The following is a 23,444-nucleotide window of genomic DNA, read 5'->3' on the forward strand; positions in this document are numbered from 1 at the left end:
TCCGAAAGGCATGACATGAACGACCGTGACACGACACGCGGTGACAGCGCCACGGACAGGAATGAGCTGTTCATCGGTGGCCGTTGGGTGGCACCGAAGTCTGGAGGCACCGTCGATGTCATCGAGGCAGCCACCGAGAAGGTACTGGGCACCTCCGCGATGGCGTCCGAAGCCGACATCGATGCGGCCGTCGCGGCCGCACGCACCGCACTGAGTGGTCAGTGGAGCGCGCTGACCAACGTCGAGCGGGCCGATCTGCTCGACAAGTTCGCTGCCGCCCTCAAGTCACGAGGTCGGGACACGTCCCGCCTGGTGAGCCGGGAGAACGGTATGCCGATCGCCCTTTCGGGCGGTGTGAACGGTTTCGGCCCCGCAGCCATGATTTCGTACTACGCAGCCCTGATTCGCGATGCGGCCAACGAGGATGTGCGGCCGAGCGCCTTCGGTGGCCGCACCGTCGTGCGTCGCGAGCCGGTGGGTGTGGTCGCGGCCATCACGCCGTGGAACTACCCGCAACCGCTTGCGGCGATGAAACTCGCTCCTGCCTTGGCGGCGGGATGCACGGTGGTGCTCAAGCCCGCCCCCGAGACGGCGCTCGACGCGTTCGTGTTCGCCGAGGCTGCGGTCGAGGCCGGTCTCCCCGACGGCGTGGTCAACGTTGTGCCGGCCGGCCGGGACGCCGGCGCCTATCTGGTTTCCCATCCGGGAGTCGACAAGGTGGCGTTCACCGGATCCACCGCGGCCGGTCGCGCCATCGGTGAGGTGTGTGGCCGGTTGCTGCGTCCGGTCACTCTCGAACTCGGCGGCAAGTCCGCGGCGATCGTCACCGAGCGCGCCGATCTCGACGTGTTCGTTGAGAATTTGCTCGAAGTGTCGCTGGTGAACAACGGTCAGACCTGCCACGCGAGCACCCGGATCCTCGCCTCCCGCTCCCGGTATGACGAGGTCGTCGACGCCGTCACCGAGACCGTGCGGGCACTGACCGTCGGCGATCCGCTCGACAAGGCCACCGAGATCGGCCCGCTCGTCTCGGCCGCGCAGCGTGACCGCGTCCTCGGCTACATCGAGGCAGGCCGTGCCGAGGGCTATCGCATCAGCACGGGCGGCGGCACACCCGCCGCGCAGCCGCAGGGGTGGTTCGTCGAGCCGACCGTGTTTGCCGGCGTCGACAATTCTGCGCGCATCGCGCAGGAAGAGATCTTTGGCCCGGTGCTGACCATCACCGCGTACGACGGTGAAGACGAGGCCGTCGCCATCGCCAACGACTCCGAATACGGCCTCGGTGGCACGGTCTGGACCACGGACGAACAGCACGGTCTGGATCTGGCGGCTCGAATTCACAGCGGCACTGTGGGAGTGAACTACTACGCCCTCGACCTCGACGCGCCGTTCGGTGGCGTCAAGTCGTCGGGGCTGGGCCGCGAGCTCGGCCCGGAGGGACTGGCACCGTACTTCACCTCGAAGTCGGTGTACTTCGGAACTCGCTGACCATAGTCCGCGACGAGCACACACTTTGGAGCGCATGATGGCACTACCTCTGCAGGGTGTCCGGGTATTGGAGCTGACGGACGGATTCGGGGACACGGCGGGGCGGTTTCTCGCCGACCTCGGCGCCGAGGTCGTCCGCGTCGAACTTCCGGGAGGATCGGCCTCGCGCACGGCCCAGCCGATACGGGACGGAGTGAGCATCCCGTTCGCGCTGCGCAACTCCAACAAGCGCGGCATCGTGCTCGACCTCGACACGGACGACGACCGGGAACGGCTGCGCTTGCTGGCACAGCGCTCGGACATTCTCCTGGAGTCGTTCCCGCTGGGCTTTCTGGCCACCCGTGGGGTGGGCGCCGCAGACCTGTGCCACGTCAATCCCGCGCTCGTGGCCGTGTCGATCAGCGGCTTCGGTCAGAACGGTCCGTATCGCGACTGGGCGGCGACCGAGCAGGTCCTCTACGCGCTGAGCGGTGTGCTCTCGCGCTCCGGTGAGCCGGGAGAGGCCCCGCTGCTGCCGCCGAACGGGCTGATCGACGAATCGGTGGGTGTTCATACGGCATGGTCCGCGCTGCTCGCCTACTACGACCGTTTGCATACCGGTCACGGGCAGTTCGTCGATATCTCTGCGTTCGAGGTTATCGTGCACGGTTTCGACCCCGGATTCGGTGTGCAGGGCTCCGCTGCCGCGGGTCGATCCGAGGACTTCCCCCGGGGCCGGCCTGATGCGGCCAACTTCTACCCGGTGTATCGGTGCGGCGACGGGCAGGTGCGAATCTGCCTGCTCGCGAAGCGTCAGTGGCAAGCGATGTACGAATGGTTGGGTCGGCCGGAAGAATTCGCGGATCCGAAGTACGACACCATTCCCGCCAGGTTCGCCGCATCCGAGCGGCTCAATCCGCTCATCGAACAGCTGTTCAGCACGTACACCCGCGACGACCTTGTCGCGGAAGGTGCTGCGCGCGGAATTCCGATCGGCGGCCTCAACACCGTGGCCGAGGTATTGACCACCGAGCACTTCGCTGCGTCCGGTACGTTCGTCGACGCCGAAATCGCCTCCGGCCTCACTGCTCGGGTCCCGTCCGGATACGCGAAGATCAACGGCGAACGCGCCGGCTTGCGCTCCCGTGCACCGCAGCTCGGGGAGCACAACGATCTGGTTCTCCGGTCCGCCGGGGTCGACGCCTGCGTTTCTATACCCGCACCGCAGCGCGAGCCGGGCGCACGTCCGTTCGAGGGGCTTCGGGTCCTCGATATGGGTGTCGTGGTGTTCGGCGCCGAGCTCGGGCGCCAGTTCGCGGACAACGGTGCCGACGTCATCAAGATCGAGAACTCTCAGTTCCCCGACGGGCTGCGCCAATCCAAGCGCGGCGCTGCGCTGGCGGCATCCGTCGCCTGGGGCCATCGCAATCGCCGCAGCCTCGGGATCAACCTGCGCAGCCCCGAGGGTATCCGGATCTTCAAGCGCCTGGCTGCGGAAGCGGACATCGTGCTCGCCAATTTCAAGCCCGGGACCCTTGCTTCGATGGGTCTGTCGTACGACGAGCTCACCGCGATCAATCCGCGCATCATCGTGTCGGAGAGCAGCGCCTTCGGCAGTGTCGGCCCGTGGAACAAGCGACTGGGCTACGGTCCGTTGGTTCGGGCAGCCTGCGGCGTCTCGGCGCTCTGGCGATACTCCGATACTTCCGACGGATTGTGTGACGGCTCGACCGTCTACCCCGACCATATCGCTGGACAGGTCACCGCCACCGCCATTCTCGCCACGTTGATCCACCGGCTGCAGACTGGACGCGGTGCCGCCATCGAAGTCGCCCAGGCCGACACAGCGATCGTCCAACTCGGCAACCAACTCGTCGCCGAACACCTCGCGCCGGGCTCGATCAGCGCACCTGGCAATTCCGATCCGTACTCGGCGCCCTCCGGGGTGTACGCGTGTGCGGGCGACGACGAGTGGTGTGTCGTCACCGTCCGCGACGACGCCGACTGGGTCGCGCTGTGCGGGGTGCTCCGACGCCCCGACCTCGTCGACGATCTGCGGTTCGCCACCGCCGAGCTCAGAATTGCGCACCGGGCCGAGGCCGACGAGGTGCTGGCGCAGTGGCTGTTGCTGCACACGCCGACCGAAGCGATGGAGACGTTGCAGGCCGTCGGGATACCGACCGGCGCGATGATCCGGCTGCCGGACCTGTTGACCAATCCGCACCTGACCGCGCGGGGTGCCTACACCGAGCTCGAACACGAGCTGCTTCCGGCGCCGCTTCCGACGGCGAAGCAGGTGGCGCACTTCGCGGCCTTGCCGGACTGGCCGCTGCGGCAAGCACCCCTGGCAGGTGCGCAGACACGGGCAATCTGCGAGGAAGTGCTCGGACTGAGCACTGTCGAGATCGATTCGCTCGTGCACGACGGTGTGCTGCAACCGCCCGCGGACGATCCGGCGCTGTCACCGGTCTCCTCCACGGTGTGACACAGCAGAGAAGGTCCCCGGATTTCTCCGGGGACCTTCTACTGTTCGGACTGCGTTCCCGCGACCGGGTCGACGGAGATCAGTGCGTCGACGGCGTGAACGTGATCGGTAGCTTCTCGCATCCGCGAACCTGGGACGAATGGAAGACCGCGGGGTTGTCCGGAACCAGCGCGTAGTCGGGAATCCTCCTGTGGATCTCCTCCATCGCGAGTCGCAGTTCGAGCCGCGCGAGATGGGAGCCGAGGCAGCGGTGCGGCCCGGCGCCGAACCCGATGTGTCGGTTGGGGTGCCGTTCGATCTGTAGCTCTTCAGGGCTGTCGAACTCATCGTCGTCGCGGTTGGCGGACGTCATGACGACCAACAGTTGATCGCCGGCCTTGATGGAGACACCACCGATCTCGGCATCCCGGGTCGCGCGACGCCCGCTGCTCGTGGCAGTTTCGATCCGCAGGATCTCCTCCACTGCCGACGGAATCAGCGTCGGGTCGTCGATGATCGCCTCGCGCTGCTCGGGATTGTGCGACAGGTGAATCAACCCCCAGGCGAGAGCACCCTGGACGGTGTGCAGTCCCGCGACGAGCAGCAGGAAGAACATCCGGCTCAGTTCCTCGTCGGTGAGTGGCCGAGGCGTTCCGTCGACGTCGAGCGGGGTGTTGATGATCTGCGCGGTGAGGCTCTCGGAACTGTCTTCACCGGATCGAACTCGCGCGACGACCTTCCCGAAGTACTCGTAAATCTCTCCGGCCGCCTTCGCGCGCGCCTCGGCCGATTCCGCCTCGCTCGCCCCGGGGATGCCCTGCAGGGTGATGTCGGTCCACTCCGTGAACTGTGGCGCGTCGCTCAGCGGCCATCCCATGAGCGCAAGGAAGATTCGAGTCGGCAGCTCGTGTGCGAACTCCGAGATGAACTCGCATTCGCCTTTGTGGGCGAATTGGTCGATCAGCTCGGTGATTATTTTCCGGATCTCGGGCTCGAGCGCCTTCATCTGCTTGGGGCTGAACAGCGGCTGCAGTGCCTGCCGGTAGTAGCTGTGTTCCGGCGGATCGAGTTCGAGCGGAAGGAACTTGCCCTGCGCGGCATTGAGCAGATTGTTCGGAAAGCTCGAGAACGTCTCCGGATCCTGGAGTACCTGAAGCGCTTCTTTGTACCGCGTGACCACCCAATGGCCCCCGTGATGCGGGGAGTAGAGGACCGGCCCTTGCTTGCGCAGCGCGGCCACGCGCTCCTGGAACACGTCGGCGGGCACGGCCAGGGACGGGTCGTACACATCGAAATCGGTGATCAGATGTTCGGGAAGATCGAGCTGTGTCGAGGTCATCGGGATCCTTCGCGTAGGGGAGCGGCCCGAAAAGCGCCCGCGGATGGCCATTGCCCGGAAAGGCCGGGACGAGTGCTGTCGCCGCGGGGTGAGGGCTGGGGTGAGTAGGCGATCGCCTTGCGATGAAGGTAGATCAGCGATTACCCGCGGTCAACCGTGAGTTCCTGAAAAGCCCGATCCGCAATTCCGGAAAAGTGTGCGTTGCTTGACGAGTTAACCGATAGCATTTAGATTAAGCGCATGTGATCCGCAGCACTGCGATACATGGGAAGTCGTGTATCACGGCTCGGTATCCGTCGGCCTGATCATGTCTCGATGGGCCGAAAGCATTGTGGGAAACCTGTCATGCCGAAGATCCGGAACGGGTCGATCGACCCCATCTCACAGAAGGTTCACTGAATTGACTTCATCTGTCAGGATCACGGAGATCATCGACCGTGCTCCCGTGTCTCGATTCCAGTGGCGGGCGATAGCCATCTGCTTGGCACTGGCATTCGCTGACGGTTTCAACGTGCTGTCGATCGGCTATGCCATTCCGAGCCTTGCGGATTCATACGGTGTGTCGCCGGCCGATTTCTCGATTGTGGTGATGGCTGCACTGGTCGGCGAGATTCTCTCGAACTTTCTGATCGCTCCACTGGCGGATCGATACGGGCGCAAGCGGATCATGGGCCTCGGGATCCTCGTCTTCGGCCTCGCTGCCATTCCCTCGTTCTTCGCTACATCGGTCCTGGTGCTCGCAGTGTGTCGTTTCGTTGCAGGGCTCGGGATCGGTGCAGCCGTGCCGAACGGGTTCGCGTTGGGTAACGAATACTCGCCGTCCCGATTGAAGGCGACCACTGTCACCGTGCTGAGTTCCGGCACGGCGGTCGGCGGGCTCGTCGTCGGATTGATCGCTTCACGGATCGTGCCCGTGCACGGCGGGGAGGCGCTCCTCCTGGTCGCGGGAATCGTTCCTCTCATCATTCTCGTCGGCACATGGTGTTGGCTGCCCGAGTCCGTCGAATTCCTGGCCAAGGTGGGCCGCACCACGAAGGTTGCGACCATTCTGGACAAGATCGACACCCGCACGCCGCACAGTGCCGACACCGAGTATCTCCTGCCCCCTCAGCCGGTCGGCGCACGTGTTGCCGCGCTCTTTGTGAAGGGCAGGGCGACCCTCACCGTCCTCATCTGGTCGATGATGTTCTTTGCGCTCTTCGGTAGCTATTTCGTCCTCAGCTGGCTGGCCACGATTCTCACCGACAACGGGGTGCAGGATAGTGCTGCACTACTCGCGACATCGTTGGCGACCCTGGGTGGCATCGTCGGCGCACTGGTGTTGGGCGTTGCCATGGACCGAACCCGGATCAAAGTCGCCGCTGCAGTTCTCGGTCCCCTCGCCACCATAGCGTCGGTGTCGCTGCTGGCATGGATCTTGACGGGCGGTGGGTCGACCGCCGCTGTGGGCGCCCTGTGCTTCACCCTCGGCTTCGGCGCGATCGGGCTGGCGGCGGCTCTGACGTCGGTCGCAGCGCAGGCATATCCCACAGCGGTACGTGCGACGGGGATCGGCTGGGCCTTCGGAGTCAGCCGGATGGGTGGCCTGTTCGCGCCGGCGCTGGGTGGGGCTTTGCTCGCCACGAGTATGGCGAGCGCGACAGTTCTCCTGTTGTCTGCGATCCCAGCGGCCATTGCAGGGCTGCTGGTGGTGTGCTTCGCGGTCACTCTGCGTCGCAGGAAGGGGTCTGGGGGACCGGTTGATGCCGAATCCTCCTCCGCGAGCGTCCTGGTATCGGGCTGACTGCAACGAAGGCCTGTCCGGGCTTGTCGATCCAACCGAAAGGCATTAGATTAAAAGGATGTGATCCACGGCACGGGCGATTCAACTTCCGTGGACTTGAACGATGTGAAGTCTTTGCCGGGCGGGAAGGTCGAAAGTTGACCGGTCTCGGTATCATTCCGAAGGGCATTACATGAGCTTTCGCCGCGTTATCGCTGCAGAACAGAACGGTACAGCCGTGCTGGTCGCCGACGAGACGATCGAGAGAATCGACGCCGCAGGCCTCGACCCGATCTGGCGTTCCGATGCCATTCCAGAGGTACCCAACGCGGGCCACGTGCCCGAAACGGTCGGATTTCCCGCTCCCGGTGGCGTCTGGGTGATCGGCTGGGTGCTCGAGCCCGGACGGGTCGGCGACAGTGACAACGGAATCGTCGAAATGGACGACGATGCGCCCGGATTCCACCGCACGGATTCCGTGGACGTGCACGTGCTTCTCGAGGGCTCGCTCGTCCTCGAACTCGACAGCGGAGCGGAAATCGAACTGAACGCCGGCGACACGGTGGTCGTCAACGGCAACAAGCATCGGTGGCACAACCGTGGAGACGAGACGGCACGCGCCATCGTCACCATCTGCGGCGCCGCACGCAACGACCGACAGGAGATCTGAAATGGAACCGGAAGCTGGGAATAACGGGTCGGCCGTGAACAATGCACCGACCTCGAGGACGGCACCACTGCGGTGTGGAGTGTTCCTTCCGCCGTACCACAACCCTCGGCGTAACCCCACGATGGCGATCGAACAGGACCTCCGCCATGTCGAGGACCTCGATCGGCTCGGATTCCATCAGGTGTGGTTCGGGGAGCATCACAGTGGTGGGTACGAGGTCGGGCCCTCGCCCGAGTTGATGATTGCCGCAGCCGCGCAGCGCACGTCGCGTATCGAGCTGTGCAGTGGCGTCATATCCCTTCCCTACCACCATCCTTTGATGGTGGCCGATCGCATCACCTTCCTGGACCACATGACCCGTGGCCGCATACGTATCGGAGTCGGGCCGGGTGCGCTCGTGGCCGATTCGCAGATGATGGGCATGGACTACAACGTGTTGCGGCCGCGGATGGAAGAATCCCTCGACGCCATCCTGGAATTGCTCAACACACCGGGACCCGTCGACCGGAAGACTGAATGGTTCTCTCTCGAGGACGCGCGAGTCCAACTCGGCCCCTACTCGTACCCGGGGGTACCGATTACTGTGGCGGCCGCGATGTCGCCGTCGGGCCCGAAGCTGGCCGGTAAGTACGGGCTCGGCCTGCTGTCTATCGGGGGAACGAGCGCCAAGTCGGTCGAGTTGCTCTCCCAGACCTGGGATATCACCACCCACGAGGCGAATGTGTACGGGCAGAGCGTCGATCGGAACGATTGGGCGATCGTCGGCAACATCCATATCGCCGACACCTTCGAGCAAGCCGTCGAAGACACCCGGTACGGGCTGCGCGACTTCATGGACTACCGCCACGTCGTCACCCCGATGAAAATGATCGAACCGGGTGAAGAAGTCGCGCACGAGGAACTGGTCCGGCGTGTCAACGAGTCCGGATACGGCTGCATCGGCGATGCGAACGATGCCATCGACTACATCCAGAAAATCATCGACCGCACTGGTGGATTCGGCACCTTCCTCGCGACAGCACACGACTGGGCAGACATCGAGGCAACCTCGCGCATGTACCGCATCCTCATGCGCGACGTCATGCCCCGATTTACAGGCACCTGCGAACCACTGCTGAACTCCTACCACTGGACACAGGCACGCAAGGAAGGCTTCAGCGAGCGCTTCGCGACCGGCATCAGCCAGGCGACACAAGACTACGAACGCGCGAAGAGCACAGGGTAGTACGTCCGGCAATTCTTACATCACTACCCACTTCGAATCAGGAGAATCGATGACCTCTCTCGACGGACTCGACGGAAAAGTTGCAGTCATCACCGGCGGTGCACGAGGACAGGGCCGCTCACATGCGCTCACACTTGCCGGTGCGGGGGCCAAGATCGTGGTCTGCGACATCGCGGCACCGATCGACGAGGTGCAGTATGCACTCGCGACATCGGATGATCTCGAGGAGACGATCCAGCTCGTCAAGGAAGCCGGTGGCGAAATCGCCGGCATGCAAGCGGATGTCCGGAGCAGTGCAGACATGAGGGCTGTCGCGGATCTGGCCGTCTCTCAGTTCGGACGTATCGACATCCTGCTGGCGAACGCCGGCATCCATGATCACGCCGAGTCGACGATCGAGATCGAAGACGACGCGTGGCAGACGATGCTCGACGTCAACCTCACCGGCGCGTGGAAGGCCTGCAAAGCTGTCGTCCCCGCGATGATCGAGGGTGGCCGCGGCGGATCGATCGTGATCACCTCGTCGGTCGACGGGCTGGGTGCTTCCCCGTCGTGGGGGCACTACGGCGCCGCGAAGCATGGCCTGCAGGGGCTGAAGGACACCCTCGCATTCGAGCTCGCCGACTACAACATCCGTGTCAACACGGTGAACCCGACAGGGGTCAATTCCCCGATGGCGGCCGGCCTGTCGAAAGTGTTGCCGCACGTGGTGCGGAAGTGGAAGCACAACGACCGCACGAATCTGCTGGACGTGATGATGCTCGAACCGCAGGACATCTCCGACGCCGTGTTGTGGCTTGTTTCCGACGCCGCCAAGTACGTGACCGGAATCGACCTGCCGATCGATGCGGGTTACCTGACCAAGCACTGATCGTCGGGTTCCCCACGGCGCCCGCCTGCAGCAGAAGGAAGCGATATGCCAATTCACGAGAGTGGAGCGATCCGATGACACCGGGTGCCGGAACAGCCCGCGAGTTTCCGGCCACGGCCTTGGCCGGCCCGTACGCAGACGGCCTCGACCTGCCGTACTGGGAGGGTCTGCAGGCGGGTGAGCTGAGGCTGCAAAGGTGCGGAGAGTGTGACCTGTGGATCTGGGGACCGCGGTGGATGTGCGGACGGTGTCAGACGTTCGACCCGAAATGGACTGCAGTGGAACCGGTCGGACGAATCTTCTCGTGGTCGCGGACCTGGCACCCCTTCATCCCGGAGCTGGCCGGCGAATTGCCGTTCGTCACAGTTCTCGTCGAACTTCCGGAAGCCGGCGGACGACGAGTACTCGGTCTGCTCGCCGAGAATGGTGCCGGTGACATTGCCATCGGTGATGCGGTTGCGGGGATCATCCAGCAGCCCGCCGATGCACCCTGGCCGGTGCTGCGCTGGCGCATGGCGAGCACTACCACCGAGACCGAACGGAGAACCGGACAATGACCGATACCTTCCTCCGTGGTGCCGCAGCCGTCGTGGGTGCCAGTGAATTCCATTACAAGCGAGGAGAATCGCCGGACAGTGAACTCCGGATGACTTTGCGAGCCATCGTCGAGGCTGCTGCTGACGCCGGTGTGTCACCATGCGAAATCGACGGATTCGTCTCGTACGGGGGCGGTGACAACGACGGGACTGTCGTGGGTGCGTCGCTCATGTCGCCCCGGATCCGATGGTCCACCATGATCTGGGGTGGTGGCGGAGGTGGTGCTGCCGCGGCGATCACCAACGCTGCGGTCGCTATCGCTGCAGGGCAAGCGCGGTGCGTGGTCGTGTATCGCGCCATGGCACAGCAGGATTCCGGCCGACTCGGATACGCCAAGCATCACTTCGACGGCCATATGCTCCCGCATGGGGTTGGATCGCCGGCGCAAGCCTGCGCGCTGCGCACCCGACGGATGCTCGAACACGACGGTGTTCCGGAATCCGCTATGAGATCCCTGGTTCTCGCCGACTACTTCCACGCGCAGCGCAACCCGTACGCCGCCGCGTACGGCCGCCCGCTCGACGAAGCCGAATACGAAGCATCCCGGATGATCGTCGAGCCCTACCGGCTGTACGACTGCTCACGGGAGAACGACGGGGCTGTGGCACTCATCCTGGTTGCCGCCGACCGCGCCGAGGAACTTTCACCCAGTCCGGCCTACGTGCTGGCCGGCAGTCAGGGTGCGGTCGGCGGATACGCTGTCGACAGCGAGAACGATCTCGACTACACCTCGGCCGGATTCTCCGGAGCCGCCGGAGTTGCCGAAACCTTGTGGGCGGATGCCGACCTCCGTCCGGACCAGGTCGACGTCGTCCAGGTATACGAGAACTTCAGTGGCTCGGGTGTGGCTGCACTGATCGATCACGGTCTGTGCCCACCCGGTGCCGAGGCCGGCAAGGTCATGACACTCGAGAATCTGACCGCCCCGCACGGGCTGCTCCCGGTGAATACCAGTGGTGGAAACCTCGCGGATTCGTTCGTCAACGGAATGGGTCTGGCAGTCGAGGCCGTGCGCCAGGTGCGTGGAACCTCCACCAACCAGGTTCCCGATGCGCAGGTCTCGCTCTTCATCGGCGGGCCCATGGCCGCATTGTCGAGCTCGGTCCTTCTCTGCACGCGCGACGTGCTGTGAGCTGAAAGGAAGCATGACATGAGCACTGACACCGACACCGAAGGCGTCTCGATCGCCGAACGAATCGTCGGGGCCTGGGAACTGGTCGAGTACTCGACGACCTCGAACAGTGGGAAAGTCGACTACCCCCTTGGTCCCGAGGCCCGCGGATTGATCATCTACTCGGCGGACGGGTTCATGTCGGCACAGATCATGCGCCCTGGCCGAACACCGTACCGCTCGCGAAACGTCCACAGTGGCGAGATCAGCGAACGAAGCGAGGCCGCCGGGGGTTACCTTGCGTATTCGGGGCCCTACCACGTCGACGAGGATGACTCCGCCGTATGGCACGAGATGGCGGTATCGCTGTACCCGAACTGGCTCGGTGAGAACCAGAAGCGGCATGTGCGCTTCGACGGTGACCGGATGACCCTGTCCTCGGATCCATTGGTGTTCCGCACCACGACCCTGTCACCGGCACTGGTGTGGCGACGAACCGCACCCCATACGGGACGGACCACGTCGTGAACGGGGTACAGCTCACCGTGGCCGTGGACCTGTCGACGCCAGACGCGCCGGTCGACAGCACCATCGTGGTGCGGCGCCAGGATGACGCCCGCACAGTGCGAATTACAGCCCCGAACCTTCGAGAGGCGCAGAAGAAGCGTGCCCACATTCGGGCCGCGGGCGACACATCCGGCGGCCGGGTCGACGTACTGCTCGACGTCGTCGTCCATATCGCGCCGGACGCTCGCACCGCGCGCTTCGAAGCCGGCGCAGGACAGAGGCGCCCGTCGGCAACTGGCATGACGGAAGGCGACACCGTCGTCTACGTCGGAACGCCGAGCGGCCTGGCAAGTCTGATCCTCGACATCCGCGCGGCCGACATTGCCGACGGCGTCACTGTCGTTCCTGCTGTCACCGAGAGGAACACACGCGATGCATGTGTGCAATTACTGCTGGATGAAGTGCTGCCCATCCTCGAAGCCCGCGGACCGGTGCAGGAATCGGCGGTGCGACAACATGCCCACTAGCTTTCACCACACCACCACGAACGGGGGAGAAACCCATGCGAATCGTGGTTGACGAGATTTCCGGTAAGTCACAATTCCGACTCGAAGACGCCGACGAGTTCGGCTCCCTCCATATCGAATCGGCCGACCCGAAGTACAGAATCTGGGCAGACCGACTCTCGGCCCTCGGCCGACCGTCCGGCGCCCAGCAGGTCTTCGTCAAACCGGACACGATCCGCGCCCTTGCGGGGGAGCAGGCATTGGACCCGTCGTGGTCGAAACGATTCGAAGCAATGATCGAGTTCGCTGATCACCGCGGATGGCTGAGTCCCGCAGGTGAAATCAGGGTGCACATCGCACTGAGAGTATGAGAGGACCATACGTGTCGACACGATCGGACAGCAGCACACAATCGGCTGTGAACCCGCGGGCGCTTCGCGACGTTCTGGGACACTTCTGTTCCGGCGTGACGGTGGTGACGGCGATGGTGGGCGACGAACCGGCCGGGTTCACCTGCCAGTCGTTTTCGGCATTGTCGCTGGATCCGCCTCAGGTCTTACTGTGCCCGAATCGGCGTTCGACGAGCTGGCCGGCGATCCGTACCGCCGAGACATTCTGTATCAACGTACTTTCCGCGGGTCAACGCGACCTCAGCGACCGCTTCGCGAAATCGGGCGGACCCAAATTCGCCGGAGTGCAGTGGCGACCGGCCGAGCGCGGCGCGCCGATTCTCGAGGGGGTGGCAGCATGGTTCGAGGTGGCGCTCACTGCGGAGCACGACGGTGGAGATCACCTCATCGCAGTTGCCGGCATGCTCGATTTCGGGTCCGATCCGGTGACGGAGCCACTGGTCTTCCATCGGAGCCGATACGGCGGGGTCGTGGAGCTGAGTCTCGGATCGATCGAAAGTGGGACATGATGGGGAGACCGGCAAAGCCTCTGATCAGCCGGAGTGCGACCGTCGCGGCAAGCATCGAGATCATCGACACCGAGGGCATGGATGCGTTCAGTCTGCCGCGCGTGGCCAAACAGCTGAACGTAAGTACCTCCTCGTTGTACCACCACTTCGCTGATCGTCGTGAGCTCATGACCGAGGTGGCGAAGGAGCTGATGACCGGGGCGACGGTGCCCGAGTATTCGTCCGGTACGGACTGGGTGGAGTGGTTCGTCGAACTCAGCCTCAATTACCGCGACGCAATCCTTCGTCATCCCAATGCCGCCCTCGTGTTGGTGCAATTTCTTCCCCGTGATGTCCTGACCCGGACGTATGAACGGTGTGCGCGAATCCTCGAGGACGGGGGCGTTCCGGCGCAACTCCAGGTGGTGATACTGGACGGTCTGGAGAAACTCGCTCTCGCAACCACTCTGAGCGATCTCATGCGCGATCCGGTCGGCAGCACAGAGGTCTTCCCTAAGGTCGACGAGCGTAGACACCCGACCCTCGCCCGCGCGCTCGAGGCCAACCAGTGGTCGTCGCGCGAGCTTTTCGTGGTCACCATCCGCGGATTCCTTGCCGGGGTGCTGGGTCTAGCGACCACGCCGGTAAGCGACGAAAGCCTGCGAGATCTGCTCGGATCATGACTGTGGAGTCGCTGCACCGTGGTGCTTTTCGGTAATCGAGCGATTCGAGGCATCGGCAATTTTCATCAACTCAATTCTACGGGGAGAACCATCGTGAGTTTGGAACTATATGTGGATGGCACGTGGATCGCGTCCACGAGCACGGAGCGAATCGACGTCGTCAACCCGACAACCGAAGAGCGCATCGGGAGCGTCCCCGCCGGAGCTGCCGAGGATGTCGATATGGCGGTCGCTGCCGCACGACGGGCCTTAGGCAAGTGGTCGCAGACCGCCCCGCACACGCGGGCCGAGTTCGTGTCGCGTCTGGCCGACGAACTGGAGCGGCGACAGGACGACATCACCGACATCGTCGTCTCCGAGGTCGGCACCCCACGCAGGGTCGCTCGGTGGGCCCAGGTCGGACTGGGCATCGTCGACCTGCGGGAGGCAGTGACCGCGGCGAAGCACTTCCCGTGGGAAGAACCGCTCCGCAACTCCCTTATCGTGCGTGAGCCGGTCGGCGTGATCGGATGTATCACGCCCTGGAACTACCCACTGCACCAGATCACCGCCAAGATCGGCGCCGCGCTCGTGGCCGGGTGCACGGTGGTCGTCAAGGCCAGCGAGGTTGCTCCGTTCACCGCCCACGCTCTGGCAGAGGCGGTCGAAGCGGTCGGGATCCCGGCCGGAGTTTTCAATATGGTGCACGGGTATGGTCCGATTGTGGGTGAGGCCATCGCCGTTCACCCGGACATCGACATGGTCAGCTTCACCGGATCGAACTCGGTTGGTAAGCGAGTGCTGGAACTGGCCGCCGGGACCGTGAAGCGGGTGTCGGTCGAGCTGGGCGGCAAGAGCGCCGCGGTGCTGCTCGATGACCTCGATGTCGAGGAGTTCGCGAAGGCCGTGCCGCACACCGTGCGTGCCTGCTACATGAACGGCGGGCAGTCCTGCAACGCGCAGACTCGCCTGCTCGTACCGCGCTCGCGCCTGTCCGAGGCAGAGAAGCTCGCCGCAAAGGCGGTGGCGGCATATGCCCCGGGCGATCCCACGAGCGGCGACACGAAGCTTGGACCCATGGTGACCGCAGCTCAGCGCGAGCGGGTGCTCGGCTACATTCGTGCCGGCGTCAAGGAGGGCGCGAAGCTGGTCGCCGGCTCGGTCGACGCACCTGCCCGTACCGGATTCTTCGTCGAACCCACAGTGTTCTCCGAGGTGGACCCGGACAGCACGATCGCCCAGGAGGAAATATTCGGTCCGGTGCTGTCGATCATTGCGTACGACACGACCGAGGACGCGATCGAAATCGCGAACGGAACGATTTTCGGTATTGCCGGCGCTGTGTGGTCCGCCGACCCCGAGCGCGCGAAGTCGGTGGCGCGCAGACTGCGTGCAACGCAGATCGAGGTCAACGGTGGAAAGTTCAATGGCGCAGCACCGTTCGGCGGATTCAAGCAATCCGGCCACGGGCGTGAGGGCGGGGCATTCGGCCTCGAAGAGTTTGTCGAAATCAAGAGTCTGCAGCTTTAGCGACGTTCTTGTGGGCCCCGCAGCGGTCCCCGAAGGAGTGAGCACCATGGTCTACACCGATCTGCCGTACGACGAGGAGACGAAAGCGGGTTTTGCCCGGGCGATGTTCGATCACCTCGACAATGGCACCACCGATTTGGCACCGGAAATCCTCGAGGTCGATCCGCGCGTCTACACCGATCCGGGGCTGGCGGCGCGGGAGCGCAGAGAACTGTTCGGGTATGTGCCGATCATCGCGGCACACAGCACCGAACTGCCCGGAAACAACGACTTTGCGACCGTCCAGCTGCCGAACAACGAAGTTGTTCTCGTTCGGCAGGCAGATGGGAGAGTGCGTGGCTTCGTGAACACCTGCCGGCATCGAGGAGCGCAACTCGTTCCCGAGGAGAAGGGTTCGAAGCGCATCTTTTCGTGCCGCTACCACGGGTGGGCGTACGGCAGCGATGGCAGGCTGCGGTCGATCGCGGACGAGCATACGTTCGGGACGATTGATCGTAGTTGCATGAGCCTGCTGGAGGTTCCGGTCGAGGAACGGCACGGCTTCGTCTGGGTCATCGACTCCGCCGCGGGTGATCGCGAGATCGACATCGCGGAGTGGCTCGGCCGAGAGTTCGACGAGTCCCTCGCCGCCATGGAGATGGACAAGTACCACTGCCATATCGCCCAGAACTTCGACGTGGACATCAACTGGAAGGTGTTGATGGACGCCTTCCTCGATGGCTACCACATCACCTCGACGCATGCCGGAACCGTTGCCCCGTACTTCTACAACAACGCGCAGGCTTGGGAGCCGATGGGCAGGCACGGACGAATGGTGACCGCTCGCAAGAGCATCGACTCGGTCCGCGACGTAGCACCCGAGGATGCCCCCATCGATCGGCATATCACCGTGGCGCACTTTCTGATGCCCAATATGTCGGTGCTCCGTCAACCGGATCACTTGGAGGTGCTCAACTTCGTCCCCGCCCCGGGCACAGCCGTCGGGACTCGGATGCAGATGCGTTTGCTCACTCGGGAGCCGGTGGTGACGGACGAGCAGAATGCGCGGTGGGACAAGAACTGGAAGATTCTGATGGCCGTGCTACGCGACGAGGACCTCGTGGTCAACGAGGGCCTGCAGAAGTCTGTCGCGAATACAGATGTCGGACCCCTTTATTTCGGGCGCAACGAGATTGCCAACCAGCACTTCCACCAATGGATGGGGCGCGCGTTCGCAGATCCCCGCAAGTGGGGCTGAGCTCCTTCGCGCCCCATGGTGAACCCGCGCCACTCGCGCAATCACCGAAACCGAACCCCGATACACACGACCCGAAGGAAGCCAACATGTCGCAGATTCCTGTCCCGGGGAAGGAAAGGGCCGTCTCGGGGGCCCGATCCGTGGTCCTCACCTGCTTGGCTATCACCATTCTCGATGGTGTCGACCTCATCATGTTCGGCGCGGTCCTGCCGACGTTGCTCGAAATAGAACAGTGGGGGATCACCACTGCATCGGCGGGGTTGATCGGCAGCCTCTCCCTGTTCGGAATGATGGCCGGGGCGATGCTGGCCGGCTACATCACAGATCGCATCGGGCGACGGCCCGTGGTACTTGCATGCATCGTGAGCTTCAGCCTGTTCACCGGGTTGTGCGCCATTGCGCCGAACCTGGAATCATTCGGCCTGTTCAGACTGCTGGCCGGCCTCGGCTTCGGCGGAGCACTCCCCACCTTGATCGCGCTCACGCAGGAATACGTCAAGGTCGACCGACGACAGTTCTACAACGGTGTGATTCAAACCGGTTTTCCCATCGGCGGGTGCGTCGTCGCAATTGCCGCCATTTTCATGATCCCTGCCTTCGGCTGGGAATCGATGTTCGCAGTGGGCGGCCTTCTGGGTGTCGTGTTGTTTGTCATCGCGTACCGAAACCTGCCCGAATCGATTGCCTTCCTCGCAAGCAAGGGTCGGCACGACGAGGCCCGAGAACTGGCACAGTGCTATTCCATCGATGCGGGCGCCGAATCCGGCATGGCACTCGAGAAGTCGAAGAGTGAAAGTACCGGCTCCCCATCGGGCTTGCGGCTCCTGTTCGCCCCCGGCTACAGGATCGCGACGATCATGTTCCCGCTCATCACCTTCTTCGGCCTTCTCGTCTCATACGGCATGAACACCTGGATCCCTCAGATGCTGAGGTCCTCCGGCTATGACCTCGGGTCTGCGTTGACATTCCTGCTCGCCTTCAACATCGGGAGCGGATTCGGCATGATCGTCATCACGGGTCTTGCGGATCGGCTGGGATCGCGTCCCGTCATTTCCGTCAGCTTCGTCTTCGGGGCGCTCGCGGTGTCCGCCCTGACTCTGCAGCCGGCACAGGCACTCGTGTTCGGACTCGTTCTCGTGATCGGCTTCTGTGCCTCTTCGACGACGGGCGTCTATGGATTCGTCGGAGTCTTCTACCCGGCGGCCGCGCGTGGCACGGCACTCGGGCTGGCAGTGGGTCTCGGCCGGCTCGGCGGTGTCTGCGGTCCCATACTCACCGGAATGATCATGAGCTCTGCACTCGGAGCCGACTGGGCATTCTACGCCTTTGCGTTCGCCGGAGTGGCTGCCGCCGTGCTGGTGTCGTTAGTTCCGCGGAAGAACATGGCCGCGTCCGAGTCGGACGTGTCTGTAGAGAAGACCACGGAGCCCGCCTGATCACGACTGTTCCCGATGCGATCGAGCCGACGCGGGGGTTGTACAACCTACGTGCATTAGATAACCTTGTGTAACGTCGAACATGTTCGGGGGACTGTCGAACTTCCCGGTCGCCGACGTGCTGTGAGCGTCCGACCGCACGAGAGGCACAGAAAGGCTGACCGAGATGAGAATGAAGACAAGACTGAGCTGTCCGTGTGGCGCCGCGATCACCGGCAGCGACGAAGACGACCTGGTGATGAAAACCCAGGAGCATTTGAGCGAGTCACATCCGGGCATGGAGTACTCACGCGACGAAATTCTGTTCATCGCGTACTAGCACCGCTGTATCTGCGACACACGGCTATCCGGTCCCATCTCTGTCGTCCCGCTGTCCGATGACAGCTCCCATTCATCCGAACACATTCCCGAATACAGGAGACTTCATGAAACTCGAAGGTAAGGTTGCGCTGATCACCGGTGCCGGTTCCGGCCTGGGACGCGAGGCGTCGCAACTGTTCGCCGCGGAAGGCGCGAAGGTTGCCGTGGTCGATATCGATCCGGAGCGTGCCAAGGGCACCGTCGAGCTGGTCGAAAAGCAAGGCGGTTCGGCGATCGCGGTCACCGCCGATGTGCGAGTCGAGCAGCAGGTGATCGAAGCGGTGGCTGCCACCGTGGCCGCGTTCGGCAAGCTCGACATTGCCTGGGCCAATGCGGGCATCATCTCGCGTGGTGGTGTGCCGTCCGTCGCCGGTGGCGAGCAGGTCGAGTTCCAGGATCTGACGGACGCGGATTGGCAGGACGTCATCGGCGTCAACCTGTCTGGAGTGTTCTACACCGCGAAGGCTGCGGTGCCGGCGCTGCGGGCCAACGGTGGTGGTGTCATCCTGGCGACGTCGTCGGCGGCGTCGTTCGTGGCGTATCACAGCATCGCGGCGTACTCCGCGACGAAAGCCGGTGTGAACGGTATGGTTCGGGCCCTGAGTCTGGATCTCGGCAAATATGGAATCCGCGTCAACGCGATCGCGCCGACACACGGAATGTCGCCGAACTTCCTCGCCCCGGCCGGTACGCCCGTCGTCGGTCAGTCCTATGAGGAAGTGGCAGGTCCGTGGGAGCCGAGCGTGTCGCCGATTCCCCTCAAACTCAATCGTCCGCCGTCACTGAAGGACAATGCTCGAGCAGCACTTTTCCTGGTCTCGGACGAGTCCGCGTACATCTCGGGTGTCACACTGCCGACGACCGATGGCGGCACGTTGTCTCGCGTGGCCATGATGTTCCCCGAAGACGGGAACAACCCTCCGCCGATGGTCACCGGCGAAGAGTAACGATCATGACTGCCCACGACACGAAAACGGAATACGGTACGCGCCGCCTCGTCGTGGATCGGTCGGTGTGCGCGGGACACGGTTTGTGTTACAGCCGTTCCCCCGAGGTCGTCGACTGTGACGATTCCGGGTATCCGGTGATCCTTCAGGACGCACTCGTGCTCGACGAGCACATCGCAGCGGCCGAGGAGGCCGTCGCGGTGTGCCCCGAACGAGCATTGACTCTCGAATAGTCCTGTCGGAACGTATCTGCTACGAAGGCGGACGGCATGTCCGACAGGTCCTCGCTATCTTCCGTGCCATCCGAACGGCGCGTCGATCGCTCACGAACCACGTGGACGCGCGACGCGCCGTTCGTCTTTCAGAATCGGTGCGTGGCAGTGTGCTTCTTCCGCTCCCGTTCACTCCGGAACTCTGAGTCGAGATGAGAAAGGGGACCCGATTGTGATCGGGTCCCCTTCGTGAAGTGAGCGGAAGCCGGCGTCCGTAGTTCCGCGACTGTGAAGCCCAGGTATCAGCTCTCGTTGACGAGTTTCTGGACTGCGCGGCGGAAGACCTGGTTGGCGACTTCGTTCCGGCCGAGGAGCATGTTGCCGGCGTTTGCGCTGTCCATGGCAACCTGTGAATCTCGCAAGATCGGGAAGTCCTCGTTGTGGAGCACTGCTACCAGGATCTCGACGTTCTTGTCCCAGATCCGGTTCCAGCGTTCCTCCGTCAAGCCGCTCTCTTCGAGCGTAGGCGCGACCAGACGAATCTCCATGTGGCAGCGCTGCGGATCACTGCGGTGAGGGCGGAAGGTGAGCAGCTGGAAATGGTCGGGCTGTTTGAGCAACGTACTGTTGGGCCCCACCAGGTGGCTTTCCGTGATGTGCTCGGCGAGACTGCGATCGCCGGGGTCCTCCTCGATCCATCGGTCGATGGTCTTGCGGAGATTGAGGAACCGGCAATGGTTTCCGAAATCCTCGAAGGCCATGACATTCGTGTGGATGTGCTTCGCGGCGGTGTTGGGGTGCGCGTACTGAATGTGGTACCCGTCGAGGAACGCGTCCTGCATCAACTTCCAGTTGATGGGCTCGTCGAAGCGTTGAACCCGAGTGGTCACCATCTTGTCCATGCCGTAGGACCCCATGATCGAGTCCATCTCGGGCCCGAGCCAGTCGGCGACATCGATGGTTGCGTCGGCGTCGTCGACCACCCAGACGAAGCCGTGCCGCTCTTCGGTGGGTAGTTGGACGAGGTTGCGTTTGGAGCGGTCGGCATCACCGAACGTGTTGTCGCGGGTGATGGTGCGCAGGCTGCCGTCGGTATCGTAGGACCAGCGGTGGTACGGGCAGGAGAACAGGCGGCAGCGGCCTTTCTCCTCCTTCTCGACCATGGCCCCGCGATGACGGCACTGGTTCACGAGGGTTTTGACGCTGCCATCGCGCTGGCGGACGATGATGACGTTGTTTCGCGGTAACTGCAGGGTGACGAAATCCCCTGCGCGGGGGATCTCGGAGCCGTGGATGATGATCGACGGAACCCGGCCGAATACACGCTCACGTTCGATCTTGGCGATGTCCGGATCGGTGAACTCGACGGGTTCGAACCACGTGACGTGCTCGAACTCGTCGGTGGTGTCGTTGCGCAGATGGTCGAGCGCGCGACGGATGCGTTCCTCGCGGGGGATTCCGACCTCTGTCATGGCTGCCCTCCAGGCTGTGGTGCGATGGCGAATCGATGATCCTAAATCTAACTTATGTAGTTTTAGCTGTAAACCCCGGGCTGCGTCCCCGGGTAGGTTTCGACCATTGCGATCCAATACCGATTGGCATTAGATTTATGGGGACGAACCGGCAGATGAGGAGCGAACGAATGATCTCGTATCAGTGGTGTTCGGAACTGGATTCCGGCGATCGGGACGAGGTGCTGGCACTTGTCGCGGCGGCCGCCGAATACGACGACGAGGCGGGCTTCTCCTCGATCAATCCCGGCGATGTGGCCTCGACGAGCCGTGACGGTGTGCGGGTCTACCACCTGCCGATCGCGGCGCGCAGAGATTTGAGTGCTCGCGACGATGCTCCGCTCGTGGTGGTGGCGTACCTGCATCTGCAGGTCGACGACGGGGGGCTGGGTACCGCGCAGTTCGTGGTTCACCCGGAGTATCGGTCGCGAGGTATCGCAACGATGCTCGTCGAGGAGGTCGGTCTGGACACGACCGTGGACGGTGGTTGGGCAGGCACTGGCGCTGTGGCCCTGCGCTGCTGGGCGTACGGCACTCACCCTGCGTCCGAGCGTCTCACCCGCCGGTTCGGCGTCGCACCGGTCAGCAGGTTGTGGACGCTGTTCCGTCACCTGTCGGGGCCGTTCGCGAGCCCGCTCGACGATGTCTCGGTGCCCGACGGCATCACGCTCGCCGAAGCTCGCCCACTCGAAGATCCGACGGCGTCGAAGTCGATCGAGGAAGTGTTGGATGCGGCCGCGCTGGTGCCGGCGCAGCGTGAACGCCTCACTGACGACATTCGTCTCGGGGCCGGCAGCGTGGTCATTGCAACAGATTCTTCGGGCGCACCGCTTGGATTCGTCTGGTTCGACTCGACGGTGTCCACGCACCTCGAACTGAAAGCCGCGTCGGTCCGGGCGCTCGTGCTCACCGAGGCCGCGCGGCGGGAAGGCCTGGGCACCACGCTGCTCGTGGTGGCGCTCGGGGCGCTGCGCGACGCGGGAGCGCAGATCGCCCTGATTCGTATCGACCCGGACGATGCAGGCGCGGTGCGTATGTGCCGGCTGTTGTCGTTCGAGCAGGAGGAAGAACACTCGTGTTACCAGGTCGGGGAGTGGGCCGAAGTGCCCAGCTTTTGAATGGTTGCCGGTGATACGAAGAACGATTCTTGTTCGGTGTTGACCTAATGGTTGTAGGCAACTACGGTCTGTGTTGTGGCTCACAGATGGTGTGCCGACTTCATTTCGATCATCCGATCACCCCGCACGTTGCCTGTGTGCACCACTAGGCGGAACCTACACTCGGAGAGGACTATCCATGGGACGGCTCGATGGCAAGGTCGCATTCATCACCGGCGCGGCGCGCGGTCAGGGCAGGTCGCATGCCGTCCGGCTCGCCGAGGAAGGTGTGTCCATCATCGCGATGGACATCTGCGACCAGATTCCGACCGTGTTCTACCCGATGGCGACCTCCGACGATCTCGCAGAGACCGAACGCCTGGTCAAGGAGGCCGGAGGCGCCATCGTTGCGTTCGTTGGCGACGTCCGGAACCTCGAAGACGTCCAAGCTGCGTACGACGCGGGTATCGCACAGTTCGGCAAGGTCGACATCGTGCTGCCGAACGCCGGCATCATGCCCGTCATCGGACCGGGTGAGCAGCGGCAGGCGTGGCACGACGCGATCGACACCATGCTCACCGGTGTGTGGCACGTGCTCGACGTGACCGTGCCGAATCTCGTCGAGCGGGGTGAGGGTGGCTCGATCATCATCACCAGTTCGGCCGCCGGCCTGACAAGCATCGGCCTCAACACCCTGCCGGGCCAAGCCGGGTACAGCGCGGCCAAGCACGGTGTCGTCGGCCTCATGCGGCTGTATGCGAAACAGCTTGCTCCCCACAGCATTCGGGTCAATACCGTGCATCCCACAGGTGTGAACACTCCGATGGTCGCGAACGCCGAATACGGGGAGTTCGTCAATTCCCACCCAGAGGTCGCCGCCGACGAGTCGTACAAGAACCCGATGCCCGTCGAGCTGATCGAGGCCGTCGACATCAGCAACGCGATCGTGTACCTCGCTTCCGACGAGGCCCGCTACGTCACCGGTGTCACATTCCCCGTCGATGCCGGCTACAACATCCGTTGAAAGCGAAGGAG

At 63.5% G+C, this 23,444-nt stretch carries 23 protein-coding genes; 21 read left to right on the forward strand and 2 right to left on the reverse strand.

Annotated features, from left to right (window positions below; genetic code table 11):
- Positions 1 to 15: 15 nt before the first annotated feature.
- Both HYG77_RS19910 and HYG77_RS19915 read left to right on the forward strand, forming a co-directional pair.
- Positions 16 to 1,488 carry an aldehyde dehydrogenase gene (locus HYG77_RS19910; RefSeq protein WP_208960334.1) on the forward strand — a complete coding sequence of 491 codons (1,473 nt, stop codon included), beginning with the start codon at positions 16 to 18 and terminating at the stop codon, positions 1,486 to 1,488.
- A gap of 34 nt (positions 1,489 to 1,522) precedes the next feature.
- On the forward strand, positions 1,523 to 3,952 hold the full coding sequence (locus HYG77_RS19915) for a CoA transferase (RefSeq protein WP_208960335.1): 2,430 nt from the start codon (positions 1,523 to 1,525) through the stop codon (positions 3,950 to 3,952).
- Between the two features lie 79 nt (positions 3,953 to 4,031).
- Here HYG77_RS19915 and HYG77_RS19920 read toward each other — a convergent pair whose 3' ends face one another.
- On the reverse strand, positions 4,032 to 5,270 hold the full coding sequence (locus HYG77_RS19920) for a cytochrome P450 (protein ID WP_208960336.1): 1,239 nt from the start codon (positions 5,268 to 5,270) through the stop codon (positions 4,032 to 4,034).
- Positions 5,271 to 5,670: 400 nt separating this feature from the next.
- Between HYG77_RS19920 and HYG77_RS19925 the strand changes: the two genes are divergently transcribed.
- The 17 genes from HYG77_RS19925 to HYG77_RS20005 all read left to right on the forward strand — a co-directional run bounded on the left by HYG77_RS19925 (position 5,671) and on the right by HYG77_RS20005 (position 19,822).
- The gene (locus tag HYG77_RS19925; RefSeq protein ID WP_208960337.1) at positions 5,671 to 7,053 is read left to right on the forward strand and encodes an MFS transporter; all 1,383 of its coding nucleotides are present in this window, start codon (positions 5,671 to 5,673) and stop codon (positions 7,051 to 7,053) included.
- Between the two features lie 172 nt (positions 7,054 to 7,225).
- Entirely contained in the window at positions 7,226 to 7,702 is a 477-nt protein-coding gene (locus HYG77_RS19930) for a cupin domain-containing protein (protein WP_109333593.1), read from the forward strand.
- 1 nt (position 7,703) lies between these two features.
- Positions 7,704 to 8,927 (forward strand): LLM class flavin-dependent oxidoreductase, encoded by a 1,224-nt coding sequence (locus HYG77_RS19935; protein WP_208960338.1) that lies wholly within the window; start codon positions 7,704 to 7,706, stop codon positions 8,925 to 8,927.
- A gap of 49 nt (positions 8,928 to 8,976) precedes the next feature.
- The gene (locus tag HYG77_RS19940) at positions 8,977 to 9,798 is read left to right on the forward strand and encodes a mycofactocin-coupled SDR family oxidoreductase (RefSeq protein WP_105413799.1); all 822 of its coding nucleotides are present in this window, start codon (positions 8,977 to 8,979) and stop codon (positions 9,796 to 9,798) included.
- A 74-nt stretch (positions 9,799 to 9,872) separates the two neighbouring features.
- Entirely contained in the window at positions 9,873 to 10,355 is a 483-nt protein-coding gene (locus tag HYG77_RS19945; RefSeq protein ID WP_109333588.1) for an OB-fold domain-containing protein, read from the forward strand.
- Complete coding sequence (locus HYG77_RS19950; protein WP_208960339.1) at positions 10,352 to 11,527, forward strand: transporter; 1,176 nt, start codon at positions 10,352 to 10,354, stop codon at positions 11,525 to 11,527. The genes HYG77_RS19945 and HYG77_RS19950 overlap by 4 nt, the downstream gene beginning before the upstream one ends.
- A gap of 18 nt (positions 11,528 to 11,545) precedes the next feature.
- Positions 11,546 to 12,034, forward strand: coding sequence for a lipocalin-like domain-containing protein (locus HYG77_RS19955; protein ID WP_109333584.1), 489 nt, complete (start codon positions 11,546 to 11,548; stop codon positions 12,032 to 12,034).
- Positions 12,031 to 12,540 carry a hypothetical protein gene (locus HYG77_RS19960; protein WP_244372959.1) on the forward strand — a complete coding sequence of 170 codons (510 nt, stop codon included), beginning with the start codon at positions 12,031 to 12,033 and terminating at the stop codon, positions 12,538 to 12,540. Before HYG77_RS19955 ends, HYG77_RS19960 begins: the two co-directional genes overlap by 4 nt.
- Before the next feature lie 35 nt (positions 12,541 to 12,575).
- The gene (locus tag HYG77_RS19965; protein ID WP_208960341.1) at positions 12,576 to 12,890 is read left to right on the forward strand and encodes a hypothetical protein; all 315 of its coding nucleotides are present in this window, start codon (positions 12,576 to 12,578) and stop codon (positions 12,888 to 12,890) included.
- Between the two features lie 11 nt (positions 12,891 to 12,901).
- Positions 12,902 to 13,438 carry a flavin reductase family protein gene (locus HYG77_RS19970; protein WP_208960342.1) on the forward strand — a complete coding sequence of 179 codons (537 nt, stop codon included), beginning with the start codon at positions 12,902 to 12,904 and terminating at the stop codon, positions 13,436 to 13,438.
- Positions 13,438 to 14,100, forward strand: a complete 663-nt coding sequence (locus HYG77_RS19975; protein ID WP_109333576.1) for a TetR/AcrR family transcriptional regulator — start codon at positions 13,438 to 13,440, stop codon at positions 14,098 to 14,100. Before HYG77_RS19970 ends, HYG77_RS19975 begins: the two co-directional genes overlap by 1 nt.
- Before the next feature lie 93 nt (positions 14,101 to 14,193).
- Positions 14,194 to 15,609, forward strand: a complete 1,416-nt coding sequence (locus tag HYG77_RS19980) for an aldehyde dehydrogenase family protein (protein WP_109335381.1) — start codon at positions 14,194 to 14,196, stop codon at positions 15,607 to 15,609.
- 46 nt (positions 15,610 to 15,655) lie between these two features.
- Positions 15,656 to 16,846, forward strand: coding sequence for an SRPBCC family protein (locus HYG77_RS19985; protein ID WP_208960343.1), 1,191 nt, complete (start codon positions 15,656 to 15,658; stop codon positions 16,844 to 16,846).
- 86 nt (positions 16,847 to 16,932) lie between these two features.
- Positions 16,933 to 18,282, forward strand: coding sequence for an MFS transporter (locus HYG77_RS19990; RefSeq protein WP_208960344.1), 1,350 nt, complete (start codon positions 16,933 to 16,935; stop codon positions 18,280 to 18,282).
- A 172-nt stretch (positions 18,283 to 18,454) separates the two neighbouring features.
- Positions 18,455 to 18,601 carry a DUF1059 domain-containing protein gene (locus HYG77_RS19995; protein WP_109333571.1) on the forward strand — a complete coding sequence of 49 codons (147 nt, stop codon included), beginning with the start codon at positions 18,455 to 18,457 and terminating at the stop codon, positions 18,599 to 18,601.
- Between the two features lie 106 nt (positions 18,602 to 18,707).
- Entirely contained in the window at positions 18,708 to 19,589 is an 882-nt protein-coding gene (locus tag HYG77_RS20000; RefSeq protein ID WP_159923863.1) for an SDR family NAD(P)-dependent oxidoreductase, read from the forward strand.
- A gap of 5 nt (positions 19,590 to 19,594) precedes the next feature.
- Positions 19,595 to 19,822, forward strand: coding sequence for a ferredoxin (locus tag HYG77_RS20005; RefSeq protein WP_109333567.1), 228 nt, complete (start codon positions 19,595 to 19,597; stop codon positions 19,820 to 19,822).
- Between the two features lie 281 nt (positions 19,823 to 20,103).
- Here HYG77_RS20005 and HYG77_RS20010 read toward each other — a convergent pair whose 3' ends face one another.
- Entirely contained in the window at positions 20,104 to 21,273 is a 1,170-nt protein-coding gene (locus tag HYG77_RS20010) for an SRPBCC family protein (protein WP_208960345.1), read from the reverse strand.
- A gap of 170 nt (positions 21,274 to 21,443) precedes the next feature.
- On the opposite strand from HYG77_RS20010, the gene HYG77_RS20015 reads away from it, so the two are divergent.
- Both HYG77_RS20015 and HYG77_RS20020 read left to right on the forward strand, forming a co-directional pair.
- Positions 21,444 to 22,430: a GNAT family N-acetyltransferase gene (locus HYG77_RS20015; RefSeq protein ID WP_208960346.1), complete on the forward strand. Its 987-nt coding sequence runs from the start codon at positions 21,444 to 21,446 to the stop codon at positions 22,428 to 22,430.
- Between the two features lie 178 nt (positions 22,431 to 22,608).
- Complete coding sequence (locus HYG77_RS20020; protein WP_208960347.1) at positions 22,609 to 23,433, forward strand: mycofactocin-coupled SDR family oxidoreductase; 825 nt, start codon at positions 22,609 to 22,611, stop codon at positions 23,431 to 23,433.
- The last annotated feature ends 11 nt before the right edge of the window (positions 23,434 to 23,444 follow it).

Origin of the sequence: Rhodococcus sp. ZPP (genome assembly GCF_017656075.1) — a bacterium.
Lineage (GTDB): Bacteria > Actinomycetota > Actinomycetes > Mycobacteriales > Mycobacteriaceae > Rhodococcus_F > Rhodococcus_F oxybenzonivorans.